Source organism: Microlunatus sp. GCM10028923, assembly GCF_042666975.1.
Lineage (GTDB): Bacteria > Actinomycetota > Actinomycetes > Propionibacteriales > Propionibacteriaceae > Microlunatus.
Map to the genome: position 1 here is coordinate 40,128 of NZ_JBHTFF010000023.1, position 15,946 is coordinate 56,073.

Sequence of the window (15,946 nt, forward strand, 5' to 3'; positions counted from 1 at the left end):
CATCGGGCTAGCGTGGCTGCCATGACGGCCCTCGCGACGGTGGCCCGGCTGATCGGTGATCCGACCCGGGCGGCGATGCTGGACGCCCTGCTCGGCGGCGTCGCGCTGGCCAGCGGTGAGCTGGCCCGGATCACCGGCGTCGGTCCGGCGACGGCCAGCGAGCACCTGGCCCGGCTGCGCGACGGCGGTCTGGTCGACGTGGTCAGTCAGGGCCGGCACCGCTACTACCGGCTGGCCTCGCCCGAGGTCGGCGACGCGATCGAGGCGCTCACCCTGCTCGACCGCAGCCGGGCCGACATCGACTCGTTGCGGGCGGCCAAGGAGGACGCCGCGCTGCGCCTGGCGCGGACCTGCTACGACCATCTGGCCGGGCGGCTGGGCGTCGCCGTGCACGACGCCCTGGTCGCGCGGGGCACCTTCGCCGCCGGGTACGAACTCTCCGGCGGCGGCGCCGAGCTGCTCGGCGGACTCGGCGTGGACGTCGCCGCAGCCCGGTCGGCCCGGCGGCAGTTCGCCCGTGGCTGTCTCGACTTCACCCAGCGCCGGCCGCACCTGGCCGGTGCCCTCGGCGCGGCGCTGTGCGGCCGGCTGTTCGAGCTGGGCTGGCTGCGTCGCCGTACCGCCCGGGGCCGGACGTTGCGGATCACCGAGGACGGCCGGACCGTACTCGCGACTGCCTTCGGGATCGCGGAGCTCTGACGCGGTCCTTGCGCCGAACGGACTGTCCGAGGCGCCGCGTACAGTGACCGCGTGGTGAAGCAGACGGGCGAGGTGCGCCGATGAAGGAGACCGAGCTCTGGAACAGGTTGAATCGCCACCTCGGCGATTCCTATGCCCGGGTCTGGGCGGCCGAGCACAACGTGGCCGAGCTCGACAGCCGGACCGTGGTTCAGGCCCTGGAGGCCGGGGTGCCGGCGAAGACGATCTGGCGCGCGGTCTGGGCCGCGCTCGAGCTGCCCGCCCGTGAACGCTGACCTGCGCACCCACCCCCTGCGCAACCGCGTGACGCCCGCCGGCGAGCTGATCGCGACCGAACATCGCGGCGCCTGGTACGGCAACCGCGGCGTGCTGCACAACGACCGGCTGGACCTGGTCCGGCGGCACCAGGGACGCCGGTGGATCATCTGCGTCCTGCGGTTCAAGGACCGCCGTCGCCCGCTGCTGCGACCGGGCCGGTTCACCGAACTGTTCTTCCTCGACGAGGCGGGCGCCCTGGCTGCCGGGCATCGCCCGTGCGCCGAGTGCCGGCGCCCCGACTATCAGCGGTTCCGGACCGCATGGGCGGCCGGCCACCAGCTCGGCGGGCTGCCGTCGGCGGACGAGCTGGACCGGGCGCTGCACCCGCAGCGGATCCCGCAGGACGGGATCCGGCTGCTCCGGCCGACACCGCTGGAATTGCTGCCGGACGGGGTGTTCGTGCAGTGGCAGGGCGAATCCTGGCTGTGGGCCGGCGCGCGACTGTGGCGCTGGACCCCGGCCGGGTACGACGAGCGCACTGAACCGTTCGACGGACCGGCCGACGTGCTCACCCCGCTCTCCACCGTCGCCGCGATCCGGGGCGGCTACCGGCCCCAGCTGCACGAGTCCGTCCGAGGATGATCGACCTCGAGCGGGTCGCCGAGGCGTTCGGCCTGGTCGCACCGGTCGGGCCGGCCGAACCGGTCCGGTCCCGCGGTCAGGTGCAGGCCTGGAAGGTCGGCACCGGCGCCGGACCCGTGCTGCTGAAGCGGTTCTGGGCCGAGACCGAGCTGCCGTGGCGGGACCAGTTGGAGACGGCGATGGAGCTCGAGGCGCTCGCCGTGCGGGCCGGGATCGACACCCCGGCGCCGGTCCGGCCGGTCCGGGCCTGGTTCGGCAGCGTGGTGAGGTTGGACGGGATCGGCCTGCTGCGGGCCTTTCCGTACGTCGAGCACCGGCCGCTGGCCGACCGGGACGACGTCGCCGACTGGCTGGGCGGGACGCTGGCCCGGATCCACGGGCAGCGGCGGCTGGACTTCGTGCCGGAGCCGAACTGGTGGTACGGCCAGGAGCCGCCGGTGCCGCCCGGCGCCTGGCGGGGCTGGCTGGCCGAGGGGGAGGACCGCGGCGCGTCCTGGGCGCCCGTGCTGCGCCGCCGGCTCGACCTGGTGCTCGAGCTGGCCGACCGGGTGGTGCGCACGTTCGCCGCGACCGGCCCGTACGTGCTGAGCCATCGTGACGTCGAGCCGTGGAACGTGTTGATCACCGAGTCCGGGCCGATCTTGATCGACTGGGACACGGTCGGTCCGGAGAGCGCGCCGCTGGAGGCCGCCGCCGTGTTCGTCCGGTTCGCCGCGCGGGCCGGCGCGGATCCGGACCTTGATCAACTTCGGCGGTCGAAGGCCGCCTACCTGGCCGCGGGCGGGGAGCCGCTGCCCGTCCGGGCCGGCATCCTGGATCGCCTGATCGGCTACGAGTTGTCCAAGATCGCGACCGCGCTGGGCCGGTTCTTCGACGAGTCCGACGACGATGATCGGATCCGCGACCGCCTGGACCGGCTGCCGGCGACCGTCGAGACCGTACGGCGCTGGGAACGGATCCTCGCCCGGGCGTAGGCTTTCCGTACAGCACCGTATGGAAGGAAGTTGATCATGAACTCGCTCCGCGACGTGCTCGACCGGATCCCGCCCGCCCGTGCCGCCGGCCTGACCGAGGTGCCACCGGTCGACGATCCGCGCGACCGGCGCCGGCGGCGAGTGCTGGCCGGCGTGACGGCCGGTGCGCTGGCGGCGATCGGGGGACTGCACGCCGCCTGGGGTGTCGGGGTCAGCTGGCCGGCCCGCGACCGGGTGTCGCTGGCCCATCAGGTGGTCGGGTCCGAGCGGGTGCCGCCGCCGGCCGCCTGCTTCGCCGTGACGGGCGCGCTGACGGCGGCCGGCGCCCTCGTACTCGCCCGGACCTCGACCGACGACCGGGCCCGGTGGCTCGGCCATCTCGGCACCGCCGGCATCGCGGCCGTGCTCGGACTGCGCGGCCTCGGCGGACTGGTCGGCTCGGGGCTGCTGCGGACCGGGCACCCGGAGTACCGCCGGCGGGACGTCGCGGTCTACTCGCCGCTGTGCCTGGCGCTGGCCGCCGCGGTGATCATGGTGCGCCGGGTTCCGGGGTCGTCGGCTGCGGCCAGGCCGGGTTCCGGCCGGCCTGGCCGAGCGCGCGGTCGAAGGAGGGCCGGTCCGACGGCACCGTGACCTCGTCGCCGTAGGCGCCCATGGTGCGGCCCAGTTCGGCGGTCCCGGCGACGAAGCGGAGCAGTTCCGCGCCGACGGGTTCGGGCACCGTGAACGTACGGCCGCCGGCCCGGGCCAGGTCCCAGCCGTGCAGCAGCGCCTCGGCGAAGGCCATCTGACCGACCGCCTCGGCGGGCATCTCGCTGGTCCCGAAGTCGACCGATCCCTGCCACGCCCCGGCCTCGGCCCACGCCTCGCCGAGCCGGTCCAGGCTCGCCGCCAGCCGGAGGTTCCAGTCCTCGGTCGCGGGTCCGCCCCGGCCCCACGGATTCTCGGCGTCCAGCGGCTCGCCGCGGCCGATCCGGCCGAGCGCTTCGGCCGTCCCGGAGAAGTGGCCGATCAGCCCGGCGGCATCGAACTCCGCGCACGGGGTGGGGGCCGCGAGGTCGAGCCGATCGAGGCCGCGGACGGTGTCGGTGACGATCTCGACGGCGGTCGGAAACAGGGTGGCAGTGGTCATGGGGACGAGTCTGCTGCCGCCGTACCGGGCGGTGCTTGAACGAATCCGACGTCCCGCGGGACGAGGTCGGCGTGTCGGTTGGCCGTTCGAACGTGTGTTCGCCTAAGTTATCCACCGAGGGGCGGCAACCATTTCCGTCATCCACAGATTTTCGAGGCGCTGAACGACTGTCAGCGGTTCTGCTTAGAGTCCGGAACGAAAGCTACACACGAAGCGGCACGGGCGAACCCCGACGGGTTCGGAGGAGGGAACACCATGGCAGCAGCAGCCACCAAGGATCGCGAGAAGGACCGGGCGAAGGCCCTCGAAACGGCTCTCTCGCAGATCGAGCGGCAGCACGGCAAGGGCACGGTCATGCGCCTCGGCGACGAGGTGCGGGCACCGATCGAGGTGATCCCGACCGGATCGATCTCGCTCGACGTCGCGCTCGGCATCGGCGGCCTGCCGCGCGGCCGGATCGTCGAGATCTACGGCCCGGAGTCCAGCGGTAAGACGACCCTGACGCTGCACGCGATCGCCAGCGCCCAGGCGGCGGGCGGCATCTGCGCCTTCATCGACGCCGAGCACGCGCTCGACCCGGACTACGCCGGCAAGCTCGGGGTCGACACCGACGCCCTGCTGGTCAGCCAGCCGGACAACGGCGAGCAGGCGCTGGAGATCGCCGACATGCTGGTCCGTTCCGGCGCGCTGGACCTGATCGTGATCGACTCGGTGGCCGCGCTGACGCCCCGGGCCGAGATCGAGGGCGAGATGGGCGACAGCCACGTCGGCCTGCAGGCCCGGCTGATGAGCCAGGCCCTGCGCAAGATGACCGGCGCCCTCAGTGGCGCCAACACCACCGCGATCTTCGTCAACCAGCTGCGCGAGAAGATCGGCGTCATGTTCGGCTCGCCGGAGACGACGACCGGCGGCAAGGCGCTGAAGTTCTACTCGTCGGTGCGGCTCGACGTCCGCCGGATCGAGACCCTCAAGGACGGCCAGGAGATGGTCGGCAACCGGACCCGGGTCAAGGTCGTGAAGAACAAGGTCGCGCCGCCGTTCAAGCAGGCCGAGTTCGACATTCTGTACGGGCAGGGCATCAGCCGCGAGGGTGGCCTGATCGACCTCGGTGTCGAGGCGGGCCTGATCCGCAAGGCCGGGGCCTGGTTCACCTACGACGCCGATCAGCTCGGCCAGGGCCGGGAGAACGCCCGCGGTTACCTCCGCAGCAATCCCGATCTCGCCAACGAGCTGGAGAAGAAGATCAAGGAGAAGCTCGGCATCGGCGCCCGCGTCGACGATCCCGCCGAGGTGCCGGAGGGTATTGATCCGGTGACCGGCGAGGTGGAGTTCTGAGTTGGAGGCCGACCCGGTCCAGCAGGCGCGGGAGTGGCTCGCCGCGCGTGATCACCCGGTGCCCGAGCCCGAGGTTCAGCCGCGCGCGGAGCGGCAGGGCCCTCCGCTCCCTGAGCCTGTCGAAGGGCTGAATCACGGTGGCCCGCCCTCCACAGAAGCGGCTCCGTCGTCCGAAGCGGCGGAGCCTGCCCGTGGTCGATCGCGCTCGGCCCGCACGTCCTCGCGGCGGCTGAACGGGCGCCGCCGTACGGAGGAGCCGGAGGAACGCCACGACGGTCCGGACGCGGATCCGGAGGCCACGGCCCGGTCCATCGTGCTGCGCAAGCTGACCGGCCAGGCCAGGACCCGTCAGGAACTGGCGGATGCGCTGGCCGACCGGGACGTGCCGGACGATGCGGCCGACGCCGTGCTGGACCGGATGGAAGAGGTCGGGCTGGTCGACGACCGCGGGTTCGCCCGGGACTGGGTGGAGAGCCGGCAGTCCCGGCGCCAGCTGTCCCGGTCGGCGATGCGGCGGGAGTTGTCCGCGAAGGGCGTCGACCGCGACCACATCGACGAGGCACTGGCCGAGGTCGAGGACTCGGACGAACTCGGCGCGGCCCGGGCCCTCGCCGAGAAGAAGGCGCGGGCGATGACGAAGCTCGAGCCCAAGGTCCGCTACCGGCGCCTGGCCGGGGCCCTGGCCCGCCGCGGATTCCCCTCGCACGTCACGTCCCAGGTGCTGGCCGAGGTCCTCGCGGACAACTCCGAGTCCTGACCGACGACACCGTCGGCCACCGGGTGGGGCGATGCTTGACCGTTCATGGACGCCCACTTACGCTGCCAAGTGAGGGTTGAACTGCAAGCTTGATCGATATGAACAACACACCACGCTCCGGTGAGCGTGCGGTGACTGATGAATGCGCAATATCGCAAGGTCGCTCGTCGAGCGAGGTCTGATCGAAGGTTTCCCAACGTGGCGTGACCGCACTCCGCGGCAGCCTGCCCTTCGACCGGGCCGATCTGCAGCGCCCTCCTGAGCCCACGCGTCAGCGTGGAGAGGGGAGTGCGACATGGGAACCTTCGAATTCCTGGTACTCGCCGGACTGTTGATCCTGATCGGGGCCGTGATCGTCGCCGTCCTGGTGTTGCGGAAGTCGAGCGTGCGTACGGCCGAGGCCGAGCGGTCCGCCCAGGCTTCTGCCAACGAGGCTGCCATGGCAGCGGCCAACGAGGCGGCGCAGGCCGCCACCGCCCGGGCCGAGACCTGGGCCGGGCAGGTCCGGGACGACGCCCGGGCCTACCGGGACCAGGTGCGCGCCAAGGCCGACGACCTGCTCGAACTGGCCAAGACCCAGCGCACCGAGGCCGAGGCGGAGCTCCGGGTCCGCCGGGCCGAGTTGAAGGAGCAGCGGGTCGAACTGGAACGCCGCGAGCAACGGCTCACCGACCGCGAGGAGCGGATCGACGCCGAGGCGCGCCAGGTGGACGCGCGAGCGCACGAACTGGACCGGGCCGAGGCCTCCCTGCGCGAGGGCCAGCGGAAGCTCGCCGCGGCCGACGTGGAACGCACCGCGGAGCTGGAACGGATCGCCGGCCTCAGCGCCGAGCAGGCCAAGGCCGAGCTGGTCGGCATCGTCGAGTCGGATGCGAAGCGGCAGGCCGTGATCGTCACCCGCGAGATCGAACGCGAGGCGGCCCGGGAGGCCGACTCCCGTGCACAGCACATCATCGTCGGCGCGATCCAGCGGCTCGCGTCGGACCAGACGGCCGAGTCGGTGGTGACTGCCGTGCACCTGCCCGGCGACGAGATGAAGGGCCGGATCATCGGCCGCGAGGGCCGCAACATCCGCACCTTCGAGCAGGTCACCGGCGTCAACGTGATGATCGACGACACCCCGGAGTCGGTGCTGCTGTCCTGCTTCGACCCGGTGCGCCGCGAGACCGCCCGGCTCACCCTGACCGACCTCGTCGCCGACGGCCGGATCCACCCGGCCCGGATCGAGGAGGTGCACGAGCGGAGCAAGTCCAAGATCAACGAGCAGTGCCTGCGGGCCGCCGAGGACGCGCTGGCCGAGGTCGGCATCTCGGACCTGCACCCGGCCCTGGTGCCGATCCTGGGCACGCTGCGCTTCCGTACCTCCTATGGCCAGAACGTGCTGAAGCACCTCGTCGAGTGCGCCCACCTGGCCGGTCTGATGGCGGCCGAACTCCGGCTCGACGTGGCCATCTGCCGCCGGGCCGCCTTCCTGCACGACATCGGCAAGGCCCTCACCCACGAGACCGAAGGCTCGCACGCCCTGGTCGGGGCCGACCTGGCCCGTCGCTACGGCGAGCACCCCGACATCGTGCACGCCATCGAGGCGCACCACAACGAGGTCGAACCCCACACCGTCGAGGCCGTGCTGACCCAGGCCGCGGACGCCATCAGCGGCGGCCGGCCGGGCGCCCGCCGGGAGAGCGTCGAGGCCTACGTCCAGCGACTGGAACGGCTGGAACGGATCGCCGCCGGCCACGACGGCGTGGACAAGGTGTTCGCCATGCAGGCCGGCCGCGAGGTCCGCGTCATGGTCGCCCCCGAAACGGTCGACGACATCGCCGCCCAGGTCCTGGCCCGCGACATCGCCAAGCAGGTCGAGGAGGAACTGACCTACCCCGGCCAGATCCGGATCACCGTCGTCCGAGAGTCCCGAGCCACCGAAACCGCCCGCTGACCCTCGTTCCCCGAGCCCGTCGAAGGGCAAGGCCCGAGCACGACCTCCTCACGGCAACCGGACGCACCCTCCCGAACCGACGCGGCCGTACCCTCCCGAGCCGACATGGCCCCACCCTCGTGAAGTGATCACCGATCGGCGACCCGAATCCATCGATCATGATCAGCGCCCGGCTCAGGACCTTCCTTCCATGGGCGAGTGCAAGGAAGCGGTGGGGTTCGGGGGTCTGTGCGCGGACGTGGACGGGCCTGGCGGGAGCCCGCGACGCAGAATCGCGGCAGCCGAACCCAAGATCACCGCGGGCGGATGGTTGTCCGCGCACAGACCCCCGAACCCCACCGCGTGATCACCCAATCCCTCTCGGTACTTCAGCGGGGCGAGGCCGCCACCGGCGCCGGGTCGGGCGCCCCGATCACTGCCACCTCGGGCTTGCGCCGAGACATCCGCCCGGAGCGCTTCAGCCGCTGCTCCAGCCAGCCGGCGACCCGGGTCAGCAGGTAGTTGATCACGATGTAGATCACGGCCGCGACGAGCAGTGCCGGGATCGTGTTCGCGTACGCGGAGCCGATGTTGCTGGCGGCCTGCAGCAGGTCGGAGGCGGTGATCCAGGTGCCGAGCGCGGTGTCCTTCAAGATCACGACCAGCTGGCTGACGATCGACGGCAGCATGGCCGTGATCGCCTGCGGGAGCTGGACGGTGAACAGGGTCTGCATCTCGGTCATGCCGATCGCCAGCCCGGCCTCGCGCTGACCGCGGGGGAGTGAGCCGACGCCGGAACGGACCAGCTCGGCGATCACCGAGGAGTTGTAGAAGAACAGGCCGGTGACGACGCCGAAGAACAGCCCGATGTAGCCGGTCAGCCCGAGCACGTACAGGCCGAAGAAGTACGCGAACAGCATCATCATCAGCACCGGCACGGCCCGGAAGAACTCGACGAACACGCTGCAGACGGCGCGGACCACGATGTTCGGGGCGAGCCGGCCGAGCCCGAGCAGGATGCCCGCGATGATCGACAGCACGACCGCGGTGACCGCCGACCCGAGGGTGAAGAGCAGACCGGGGATGAGGTATTCGGTCCAGGTGCTGCGGAGCAGGAACGGGTACCACTTCTCCGGCGAGAACTGGTTGTTGGCCGGGTTGGCCAGGGCGACCACGATCACCGCGAGCACACCCGCCACCAGCAGCAGGCCGGCGACGCCGATGATCCGGTGCCGGACCCGCGCCTTGGGGCCCGGGGCGTCGAAGAGAACGGTGGGAGCTGCGCTCATCGTTGCACCGCCAGTCGTCGGGACAGCCAAGTGAACAGGATCCCGAGCGGCAGCGTCAGGATGACGAACCCGGCCGCCATGATCAGGAAGATCAGATAGAGCTGCGAGCCGTCGAACTCGATCATGGCCCGCATCGTGTACGCGGCCTCGGCGACGCCGATCGTCGCGACCACGGTGGTGTTCTTGGTCAAGGCGATCAGGGTGTTGCCGAGCGGTGCGATGGCGCCGCGGAACGCCTGCGGCAGCACGATCGAGGTGAGCGTCGGCAGGAAGGCGAGGCCGATCGATCGGGCCGCCTCAGCCTGGCCCGGCGGCACCGTGTTGATGCCGCTTCGCAACGCCTCCGCGACAAACGACGCGTGATAGACCGACAGCCCTACCACGCCGAGCCGGAACGCGTTGTCGGCCAGCGAGGTCGGCGAGTTCGGGTCGGCCAGGCTGATCTGCAGCGTGTTGGCCAGGCCGAACAGGCAGAAGAAGACGATCAAGGTCAGCGGCGTGTTCCGGATCAGCGTCACGTACGCCGCGCCGGCACCTCGCAGCACGGGCACGGGTGAGACGCGGAAGATCGCGATCACGGTGCCGATGATCAAGGACCCGATAGCACCGCCCAGGGTGAGCTTGATCGTCATGAAGAATGCGCCGACGACGTCGTAGTCGGCCAGCAGGTCACCCATGAATCACCTCCGATCGTCGTCACAGAAAGCGGTTGGCCCGCCGACTCGGCGGCGGGCCAACACAGGTTGCGGATCAGGAACAGGCGGCCGGCTTCGGCGGGTTCTTCGTCTCGTCCGGCGTGAACGAGTCACCCACCGTGTCGGTCAGCGCCTTCTTCCAGGCGCCGTCCGCGACCATCTTCTCCAGCGCGGTGTTGATCTTGGTGCAGAGCTCGGTGTCGCCCTGCTTGATCCCGACGCCGTACTGCTCCTCGGTGAACGGCTTGCCGACCACCTTGAGCTTGCCCTTGTACTGCTCCTGGGCCGCGAAGCCGGCCAGGATCACGTCGTCGGTGGTCACCGCGTCGACCTGGCCCGCGTTCAGGGCCTCGACGCACTTGGAGTAGGTGTCGAACTCGGCCAGCTGCACCTGAGTCGCGTAGTCCTTCTTGATCTTCTCGGCCGGGGTCGACCCGGTCACCGAGCAGAGCTTCTTGCCGTTCAGCGTCTCCGGCCCGGTGATGTCGGTGTTGTCGGCGCGGACCAGCAGGCCCTGGCCGGCGATGAAGTACGGGCCGGCGAAGGAGATCTTCTTCTTCCGGTCGTCGGTGATCGAGTACGTGGCGAAGATCATCTGCACCTGGCCGCTCTGCAGCAGCGTCTCCCGCTGCGCGCTCGGCGACTGCTTGAACTCGATGTCGGAGTAGCCGAGCTCCTTCGCGACGTACTTGGCCACCTCGACGTCGAAGCCGGTGTACTCCTCGCCGACCTTCAGTCCGAGACCGGGCTGATCGAACTTGATGCCGATCACCACCTTGCCGCCGCCACCCGGGTTTCCGCCCGGCGTGCCGGTCTGCGTGTCGTTGACGCAGCCGGCGAACGCCGCGGCCAGGCCGAGACTCGCCAGGACCGCGACAACGGCCTTCATGATCTTCATGGTTTCCTCCAGCTTCACCGGCCGCCCGGCCGATGGTTCGGTTTCGGTCAGTGGGTCAGGATCTTGCCCAGGAAATCCTTGGCGCGTTCGCTCTTCGGTGCGGTGAAGAACGTGTCCGGGTCCGCCTCTTCGACGATGGCCCCGTCGGCCATGAAGATCACCCGGTTGGCCGCCTTGCGGGCGAACCCCATCTCGTGCGTGACGACGATCATGGTCATGCCCTGTCGGGCCAGGTCGACCATCACCTCGAGCACCTCGTTCACCATCTCCGGGTCGAGCGCCGAGGTCGGCTCGTCGAACAAGATCACCTTCGGCTCCATCGCCAGCGCCCGGGCGATCGCGACCCGCTGCTGCTGCCCACCGGACAGCTGCGCCGGATACTTGTCCGCCTGGTTGCCGACGCCGACCCGGTCCAGGATCTCCCGGGCCCGCGCTTCGGCCTGACGCTTGGGAACCCGGCGCACCTTGATCGGCCCGAGGGTGACGTTCTCCAAGATCGTCTTGTGCGCGAACAGATTGAACGCCTGGAACACCATCCCGACGTCCGCCCGCAGCCGCGCCAGTTCCTTGCCTTCGCTGGGCAAGGGCTTGCCGTCGATCGAGATCGACCCGTCCTTGATCGTTTCGAGTCGGTTGATCGCCCGGCAGAGCGTGGACTTCCCGGAGCCGGACGGGCCGATCACCACGACCACCTCACCCTGGTTGACGGTGAGGTTGATGCCCTGGAGGACGTGCAGCTGACCGAAATACTTGTTCACGTCGTCGAGGACGACCAGCGGCCCGCCGAGTTGTCGCGGGGCCACGGAATCGCCCTGCGTCGGGTCCGTCAGATCGAGTCCGCCGTCCGCGCCGTCGCGAACCGCAGCTTCGCTTTGAGGCTCGGCCGGAACGGTTTCACCGGTTTCGGTCATGGCCCGACCCTATTCGACCACCTCGGGGCGAGGTGGGAATTTCGTGTTGAAATTCGGTTACGGCGCACGACGTCGTCAGGCGCCGCGGATGCCCCAGCGACCGGCGAACGAGTCGCCCGGCCGGAGCACGATCACGTCGTCATGGGTGACGCCCGGATTGAACGCGTCCGGGCCACAGGTCATCGGCTCCACCGCGATCGACAGGTCCCGCCGGTCGGCGCCGGTGTAGACCTGCAGCCAGCCGAACTTGGACTCGGCCCAGAGCTCGGCCCAGCGTTCGCCGAGTTCGAGCCGGACCGACCAGGTGCCGCCGTCGCCGGCCAGTTCGGTGAAAGCGGTGTCCAGGTTCACCTCGCCGAGCGGGTCGCCGGCGCGCAGGTCGTAGTCGGTCCCGGCCACCGGCCGGACCTCGATCGGCAGCAGCCGGTCGTCCACCTCGAGGTAGCGGGCCGCGGGCAGCGTCACCGACACCTCGTCGACCGTCGACTCCCCGACGGTCAGGTACGGATGCGCGGCATAGCCGAACGGCACCGGGCCATCGCCGATGTTGGTCACCGACACCTCGACCAGCAGGCCGGCCTCGGACACGCTGTGGCCGATCGTCGCCTCGACGGTCCCGGGCCAGCCCGGCTGCGGGAAGACCCGGGTCCGCTGCACCACCCGGTCGGCACCCAGCTCGACCAGCGTCCACGGCACATGCCGGACCAGTCCGTGGATGGCGTTGTTCCGGTCCGGCTCGGTCAGCGCGAGTTGCTGCGTGACCCCGTCGTACGGATAGCGGCCGTCCCGGATCCGGTTCGGCCAGGGCAGCAGCTGCTGGCCGAGGCCGCCGTGCACGACCTCCTTCTCCTCGAAGCCGCGGACCACGTCGCGGCCGGACACCCGGTAGGTGCGCAGCGTCGCGCCGACCTCCGTGATCACCGCCCGATGGTCGCCGGAGCTGATCTCGTACTGCTCGCCGGTGGGGTACGTCACGGGCCGAAACTCTACTGTCCGCCGGCTCGGGCGCTCGCCCGGGCCGGACGCTGCCGGTTCACCAGATCCCTTGATCAGACGGGTCACCCCTTGACGTAGGAGAACTTCTCGCAGATCAGGCCGTCCCGGAAACGGAGTACGTCGACGCCGCGGACGTGGCCCGGTGCGGAACCGGCCCAGGCGTAGTTCCAGCGGACGACGCCGCGGTCGCCGGAGACGAAGGATTCCTCTTCCGTGAAGGCCATCCCGGCGGTTCCCATCACCTCGGCCCAGGCCGTCCGGACGGCGGCGCGGCCGGCCAGTCGTTGCCCGTCGGGCGCCGGTGACGTGGACTCGAAGATCACGTCGTCGGTGACCAGGGCGAGCGCGGCGTCGAGGTCGGCGGCGCCGAACGCGGCGTTGAACCGCACCAGCGTCCGGTGGTTGGGACCCCACGCCGCGTCGCGGCCGAACCGGGCCAGCAGGTCGTGCTGGGCGTCGCCGGTGACCGGGCGGCGCGCCGACACGGCGCCGGCGCCGCGGTACAGCTCCTCCTGGCCGTCGAACCAGTCGGCGATCGTCCGTACCGCCTCGGCGTCCAGGGTGGCGTCGCCGTCGGTGGCCACGGCCAGGTCCCAGCCGTGCACCAGGTGGTCGGCGGCCAGCTGCATCGCGTACTCCGTCGTCGGGGTCTCCCCGAAGGACAGCTGCACGGTGCCGCCCCGGCGCAGGTGTGCCGCCATCGACGTGGCCGCGGCCTCGATCGACGCCAGGGCCGACCCGGTCGCGCGCTCACCGAGCACGTCGCCCTCGAACCGGTCGCCGACCTCCTCGATGCTCGCCCCGTCCAGCAGCGGGACCGTCCAGAGATCCTCGGCGGTCACGTGGTTGACCAGGTCGCGCACGGTCCAGTCGGTGCAGGGCGTGGGCAGTTCCCACTGGTCCTGCCGGACCGCGTTGACGCGGGCGGCGAAGTAGTCGAGGGAACGCTGGTGCAGCGTGTTCACCTCCATGGCGCCGGCCCGCCACGGAGATCCGCTCGCCGATTCATCGCGGGGCGTCCAGCCAGGGCGTCCTGAGGTCGAAGAAGACCTGCTCGCCGAGGGAGAGCGAGTCCAGCTCCTTCATCATCGTCGCCAGCTCCGGCGGCGGCTCCTTGCGTTCGCCCTCGCGGGCCGCTTCCTCGGTGGTGAAGTAGATCGCCATCGTCCAGGCACCGTCGTCGTGGCCGATCGAAACCGTACCGAGAATCTCCGGGCGGTAGTCCCGCCAGTCGGTCGAGTCGCTCGCCATCAGCTCCCGAACCCGGTCCGGGTCGCTCGACCGGCCCTGCATGACCTGGACGAAGCCGGCCGTTCCGGGATCGCCGGCCAGGTCGTTGTCGACGGTCGTGCTGTTCTGGAAGGTGGGCTCACCGGTGAACACCGAGGCCGTCTCGTCCCACCAGGCCGACTGTTCCGGGCGGTCGCTGTTCTGCTGGGCCGCCTCCTCCGATTCGAAGCGCGCGAGCGCGATGAATCTTCCGTCGTCGGTCACGCCGGCGGTGCTGCCCAGCCAGCCGACCGACCCGGGCGCCACCTCCGTGACCCACTTGTCGAACTGGGTTCGCATCCGCGCCGCGTCCGACACCTGTCCCTGAAACACCTGGATGAACATGTCCGGGTCCTCGTTTCTCCTGGTCCCGCACATGGGTGGATTGACATAAGGCCGACCCCCTCCGGTCTGCGGATACTCGGAAGGGGTCAGCCCGTTGCCTTCACGGTAGGCCCGACCTCGGCAGGTGCCGCTAGGGTCGTTCGACCCGACGTCGACGTCCGTTCGGCCATCCGACGCGGACCTCCGATCGGCACCGGGCGCGGCCCGGCCGGTGAAGTCGCCGGGCTCATCGGAGCGGCATTACCCTGGTCGCATCATGTCGACCGCACCGCCCCGCACCTATCAGATCCGTACCTACGGCTGTCAGATGAACGTCCACGATTCCGAGCGGCTGTCCGGGCTGCTCGAGGACGCGGGCTATCGGCGTGCCGGCGACGAGCACCAGGCCGACGTGGTCGTCTTCAATACCTGCGCGGTCCGGGAGAACGCCGACAACCGCCTGTACGGCAGCCTCGGCCACCTGCTGCCGACCAAGAAGGCACATCCCGGCATGCAGATCGCGGTCGGCGGCTGCCTGGCCCAGAAGGATCAGCACTCGATCGTCGAGAAGGCGCCCTGGGTGGACGTCGTGTTCGGCACCCACAACATCGGCTCGCTGCCGGTGCTGCTCGAGCGGGCCCGGATCGCCGATGAGGCCCAGGTCGAGATCAAGGAGTCGCTGGAGACGTTCCCGTCGACGCTGCCGACCCGGCGTGACTCGCCGTACGCGGCGTGGGTCTCGATCAGCGTCGGCTGCAACAACACCTGCACGTTCTGCATCGTCCCGGCGCTGCGCGGCAAGGAGACCGACCGGCGGCCCGGCGAGATCCTGGCCGAGGTCCGCGCGCTGGTCGCGGAGGGTGTCCAGGAGATCACCCTGCTCGGCCAGAACGTCAACGCGTACGGGGTCGAGTTCGGCGACCGGGCCGCGTTCGCCAAGCTGCTCCGGGCCTGCGGCGAGATCGAGGGCCTGGACCGGGTCCGGTTCACCTCGCCGCACCCGAAGGACTTCACCGACGACGTGATCGCCGCGATGGCGGAGACGTCGAACGTGATGCCGCAGCTGCACATGCCGCTGCAGTCCGGTTCCGACGCGGTGCTGCGCCGGATGCGCCGTTCCTACCGGAGCGAGCGCTACCTCGGGATCATCGACAAGGTCCGCGCCGCCATGCCGGAGGCCGCGATCACCACCGACATCATCGTCGGCTTCCCCGGCGAGACCGAGCAGGACTTCCAGGCGACGGTCGACGTCGTGAAGGCGGCCCGGTTCGCGGGGTCGTTCACCTTCCAGTACTCCATCCGGCCCGGCACCCCGGCCGCGACGATGCCCGACCAGGTGTCGAAGCCGGTCGTGCAGGAGCGGTACGAACGGTTGATCGAGGTGGTCGAGGACGTCGCCTGGACCGAGAACAAGACCCAGCTCGGGCGCACCGTCGAGGTGATGTTCGCCGAGGGGGAGGGACGCAAGGACGCCGCCACCGCGCGGCTGTCCGGCCGGGCCCGAGACAACCGCCTGGTCCACGTCGCGGTTCCGGAGGACCCGGAGCTGCGGCCGCGGCCGGGCGACGTGGCCGACGCCGTGATCACGTACGCGGCGCCGCACCACCTGACCGCCGACGACGGCATCACCGGACTGCGCCGGACCCGGGGCGGCGACGCCTGGGCGGCCCGGCAGGCCCGCGCCGCCGACGGCGTTACGGACCGTCCGGTGGTGGGGCTCGGTATGCCCGGAATCGGCGCGCCGAGCAGCTGAGCCGACGCTCCGGCGGCGGATCTGCGTACGGTCCCGCGGACGGTCAGTGGGCCGTGTCACGATGGGGGCGCGGGTGACCATCCCCCTGACGGTCACTGG

General features: G+C 70.6%; 17 protein-coding genes. 9 read left to right on the plus strand and 8 right to left on the minus strand.

Annotated features, from left to right (window positions below):
* Positions 1–21: 21 nt before the first annotated feature.
* The 5 genes from ACFQU4_RS35985 (at position 22) to ACFQU4_RS36005 (ending at position 3,206) form a co-directional block, all read left to right on the plus strand.
* Positions 22–699, plus strand: a complete 678-nt coding sequence (locus ACFQU4_RS35985; protein WP_377501633.1) for an ArsR/SmtB family transcription factor — start codon at positions 22–24, stop codon at positions 697–699.
* Between the two features lie 80 nt (positions 700–779).
* Positions 780–974 (plus strand): DUF3046 domain-containing protein, encoded by a 195-nt coding sequence (locus tag ACFQU4_RS35990; protein ID WP_377501635.1) that lies wholly within the window; start codon positions 780–782, stop codon positions 972–974.
* The gene (locus tag ACFQU4_RS35995) at positions 964–1,599 is read left to right on the plus strand and encodes a hypothetical protein (protein ID WP_377501637.1); all 636 of its coding nucleotides are present in this window, start codon (positions 964–966) and stop codon (positions 1,597–1,599) included. Before ACFQU4_RS35990 ends, ACFQU4_RS35995 begins: the two co-directional genes overlap by 11 nt.
* On the plus strand, positions 1,596–2,573 hold the full coding sequence (locus ACFQU4_RS36000; RefSeq protein WP_377501639.1) for a phosphotransferase: 978 nt from the start codon (positions 1,596–1,598) through the stop codon (positions 2,571–2,573). The genes ACFQU4_RS35995 and ACFQU4_RS36000 overlap by 4 nt, the downstream gene beginning before the upstream one ends.
* Before the next feature lie 36 nt (positions 2,574–2,609).
* Positions 2,610–3,206: a DUF3995 domain-containing protein gene (locus ACFQU4_RS36005; RefSeq protein ID WP_377501641.1), complete on the plus strand. Its 597-nt coding sequence runs from the start codon at positions 2,610–2,612 to the stop codon at positions 3,204–3,206.
* Here ACFQU4_RS36005 and ACFQU4_RS36010 read toward each other — a convergent pair.
* On the minus strand, positions 3,103–3,705 hold the full coding sequence (locus ACFQU4_RS36010) for a TIGR03086 family metal-binding protein (RefSeq protein WP_377501643.1): 603 nt from the start codon (positions 3,703–3,705) through the stop codon (positions 3,103–3,105). The two genes, ACFQU4_RS36005 and ACFQU4_RS36010, sit on opposite strands and share 104 nt — an antisense overlap.
* 255 nt (positions 3,706–3,960) lie before the next feature.
* Between ACFQU4_RS36010 and recA the strand changes: the two genes are divergently transcribed.
* From recA to rny, 3 genes are all read left to right on the plus strand, one after another.
* Entirely contained in the window at positions 3,961–5,040 is a 1,080-nt protein-coding gene (gene recA, locus ACFQU4_RS36015) for a recombinase RecA (RefSeq protein ID WP_377501645.1), read from the plus strand.
* A gap of 1 nt (position 5,041) precedes the next feature.
* Complete coding sequence (locus tag ACFQU4_RS36020) at positions 5,042–5,797, plus strand: regulatory protein RecX (RefSeq protein ID WP_377501647.1); 756 nt, start codon at positions 5,042–5,044, stop codon at positions 5,795–5,797.
* A gap of 295 nt (positions 5,798–6,092) precedes the next feature.
* Complete coding sequence (gene rny / locus ACFQU4_RS36025) at positions 6,093–7,733, plus strand: ribonuclease Y (protein ID WP_377501649.1); 1,641 nt, start codon at positions 6,093–6,095, stop codon at positions 7,731–7,733.
* 368 nt (positions 7,734–8,101) lie between these two features.
* On the opposite strand, the gene ACFQU4_RS36030 is transcribed toward rny, so the two are convergent.
* The 7 genes from ACFQU4_RS36030 to ACFQU4_RS36060 form a co-directional block, all read right to left on the minus strand.
* Positions 8,102–9,001, minus strand: coding sequence for an amino acid ABC transporter permease (locus ACFQU4_RS36030; RefSeq protein ID WP_377501651.1), 900 nt, complete (start codon positions 8,999–9,001; stop codon positions 8,102–8,104).
* The gene (locus ACFQU4_RS36035) at positions 8,998–9,678 is read right to left on the minus strand and encodes an amino acid ABC transporter permease (RefSeq protein ID WP_377501653.1); all 681 of its coding nucleotides are present in this window, start codon (positions 9,676–9,678) and stop codon (positions 8,998–9,000) included. Before ACFQU4_RS36035 ends, ACFQU4_RS36030 begins: the two co-directional genes overlap by 4 nt.
* Before the next feature lie 73 nt (positions 9,679–9,751).
* The gene (locus ACFQU4_RS36040) at positions 9,752–10,594 is read right to left on the minus strand and encodes a glutamate ABC transporter substrate-binding protein (RefSeq protein ID WP_377501655.1); all 843 of its coding nucleotides are present in this window, start codon (positions 10,592–10,594) and stop codon (positions 9,752–9,754) included.
* Between the two features lie 47 nt (positions 10,595–10,641).
* Complete coding sequence (locus tag ACFQU4_RS36045; protein ID WP_377501737.1) at positions 10,642–11,370, minus strand: amino acid ABC transporter ATP-binding protein; 729 nt, start codon at positions 11,368–11,370, stop codon at positions 10,642–10,644.
* Between the two features lie 210 nt (positions 11,371–11,580).
* The gene (locus tag ACFQU4_RS36050) at positions 11,581–12,480 is read right to left on the minus strand and encodes an aldose 1-epimerase family protein (RefSeq protein ID WP_377501657.1); all 900 of its coding nucleotides are present in this window, start codon (positions 12,478–12,480) and stop codon (positions 11,581–11,583) included.
* 83 nt (positions 12,481–12,563) lie between these two features.
* On the minus strand, positions 12,564–13,472 hold the full coding sequence (locus ACFQU4_RS36055; protein ID WP_377501659.1) for a TIGR03086 family metal-binding protein: 909 nt from the start codon (positions 13,470–13,472) through the stop codon (positions 12,564–12,566).
* 34 nt (positions 13,473–13,506) lie between these two features.
* The gene (locus ACFQU4_RS36060; RefSeq protein WP_377501661.1) at positions 13,507–14,115 is read right to left on the minus strand and encodes a hypothetical protein; all 609 of its coding nucleotides are present in this window, start codon (positions 14,113–14,115) and stop codon (positions 13,507–13,509) included.
* Positions 14,116–14,371: 256 nt separating this feature from the next.
* On the opposite strand from ACFQU4_RS36060, the gene miaB reads away from it, so the two are divergent.
* Positions 14,372–15,847, plus strand: a complete 1,476-nt coding sequence (gene miaB, locus ACFQU4_RS36065; protein WP_377501663.1) for a tRNA (N6-isopentenyl adenosine(37)-C2)-methylthiotransferase MiaB — start codon at positions 14,372–14,374, stop codon at positions 15,845–15,847.
* Positions 15,848–15,946 lie beyond the last annotated feature (99 nt).

Coding starts and splice junctions, on each gene's coding strand:
- ACFQU4_RS35985 (WP_377501633.1), top strand. CDS start 22: ATGACGGCCCTCGCGACGGTGGCCCGGCTGATCGGTGATCCGACCCGG.
- ACFQU4_RS35990 (WP_377501635.1), top strand. CDS start 780: ATGAAGGAGACCGAGCTCTGGAACAGGTTGAATCGCCACCTCGGCGAT.
- ACFQU4_RS36000 (WP_377501639.1), top strand. CDS start 1,596: ATGATCGACCTCGAGCGGGTCGCCGAGGCGTTCGGCCTGGTCGCACCG.
- ACFQU4_RS36005 (WP_377501641.1), top strand. CDS start 2,610: ATGAACTCGCTCCGCGACGTGCTCGACCGGATCCCGCCCGCCCGTGCC.
- ACFQU4_RS36010 (WP_377501643.1), bottom strand. CDS start 3,705: ATGACCACTGCCACCCTGTTTCCGACCGCCGTCGAGATCGTCACCGAC.
- recA (WP_377501645.1), top strand. CDS start 3,961: ATGGCAGCAGCAGCCACCAAGGATCGCGAGAAGGACCGGGCGAAGGCC.
- rny (WP_377501649.1), top strand. CDS start 6,093: ATGGGAACCTTCGAATTCCTGGTACTCGCCGGACTGTTGATCCTGATC.
- ACFQU4_RS36030 (WP_377501651.1), bottom strand. CDS start 9,001: ATGAGCGCAGCTCCCACCGTTCTCTTCGACGCCCCGGGCCCCAAGGCG.
- ACFQU4_RS36035 (WP_377501653.1), bottom strand. CDS start 9,678: ATGGGTGACCTGCTGGCCGACTACGACGTCGTCGGCGCATTCTTCATG.
- ACFQU4_RS36040 (WP_377501655.1), bottom strand. CDS start 10,594: ATGAAGATCATGAAGGCCGTTGTCGCGGTCCTGGCGAGTCTCGGCCTG.
- ACFQU4_RS36055 (WP_377501659.1), bottom strand. CDS start 13,472: ATGGAGGTGAACACGCTGCACCAGCGTTCCCTCGACTACTTCGCCGCC.
- ACFQU4_RS36060 (WP_377501661.1), bottom strand. CDS start 14,115: ATGTTCATCCAGGTGTTTCAGGGACAGGTGTCGGACGCGGCGCGGATG.
- miaB (WP_377501663.1), top strand. CDS start 14,372: ATGTCGACCGCACCGCCCCGCACCTATCAGATCCGTACCTACGGCTGT.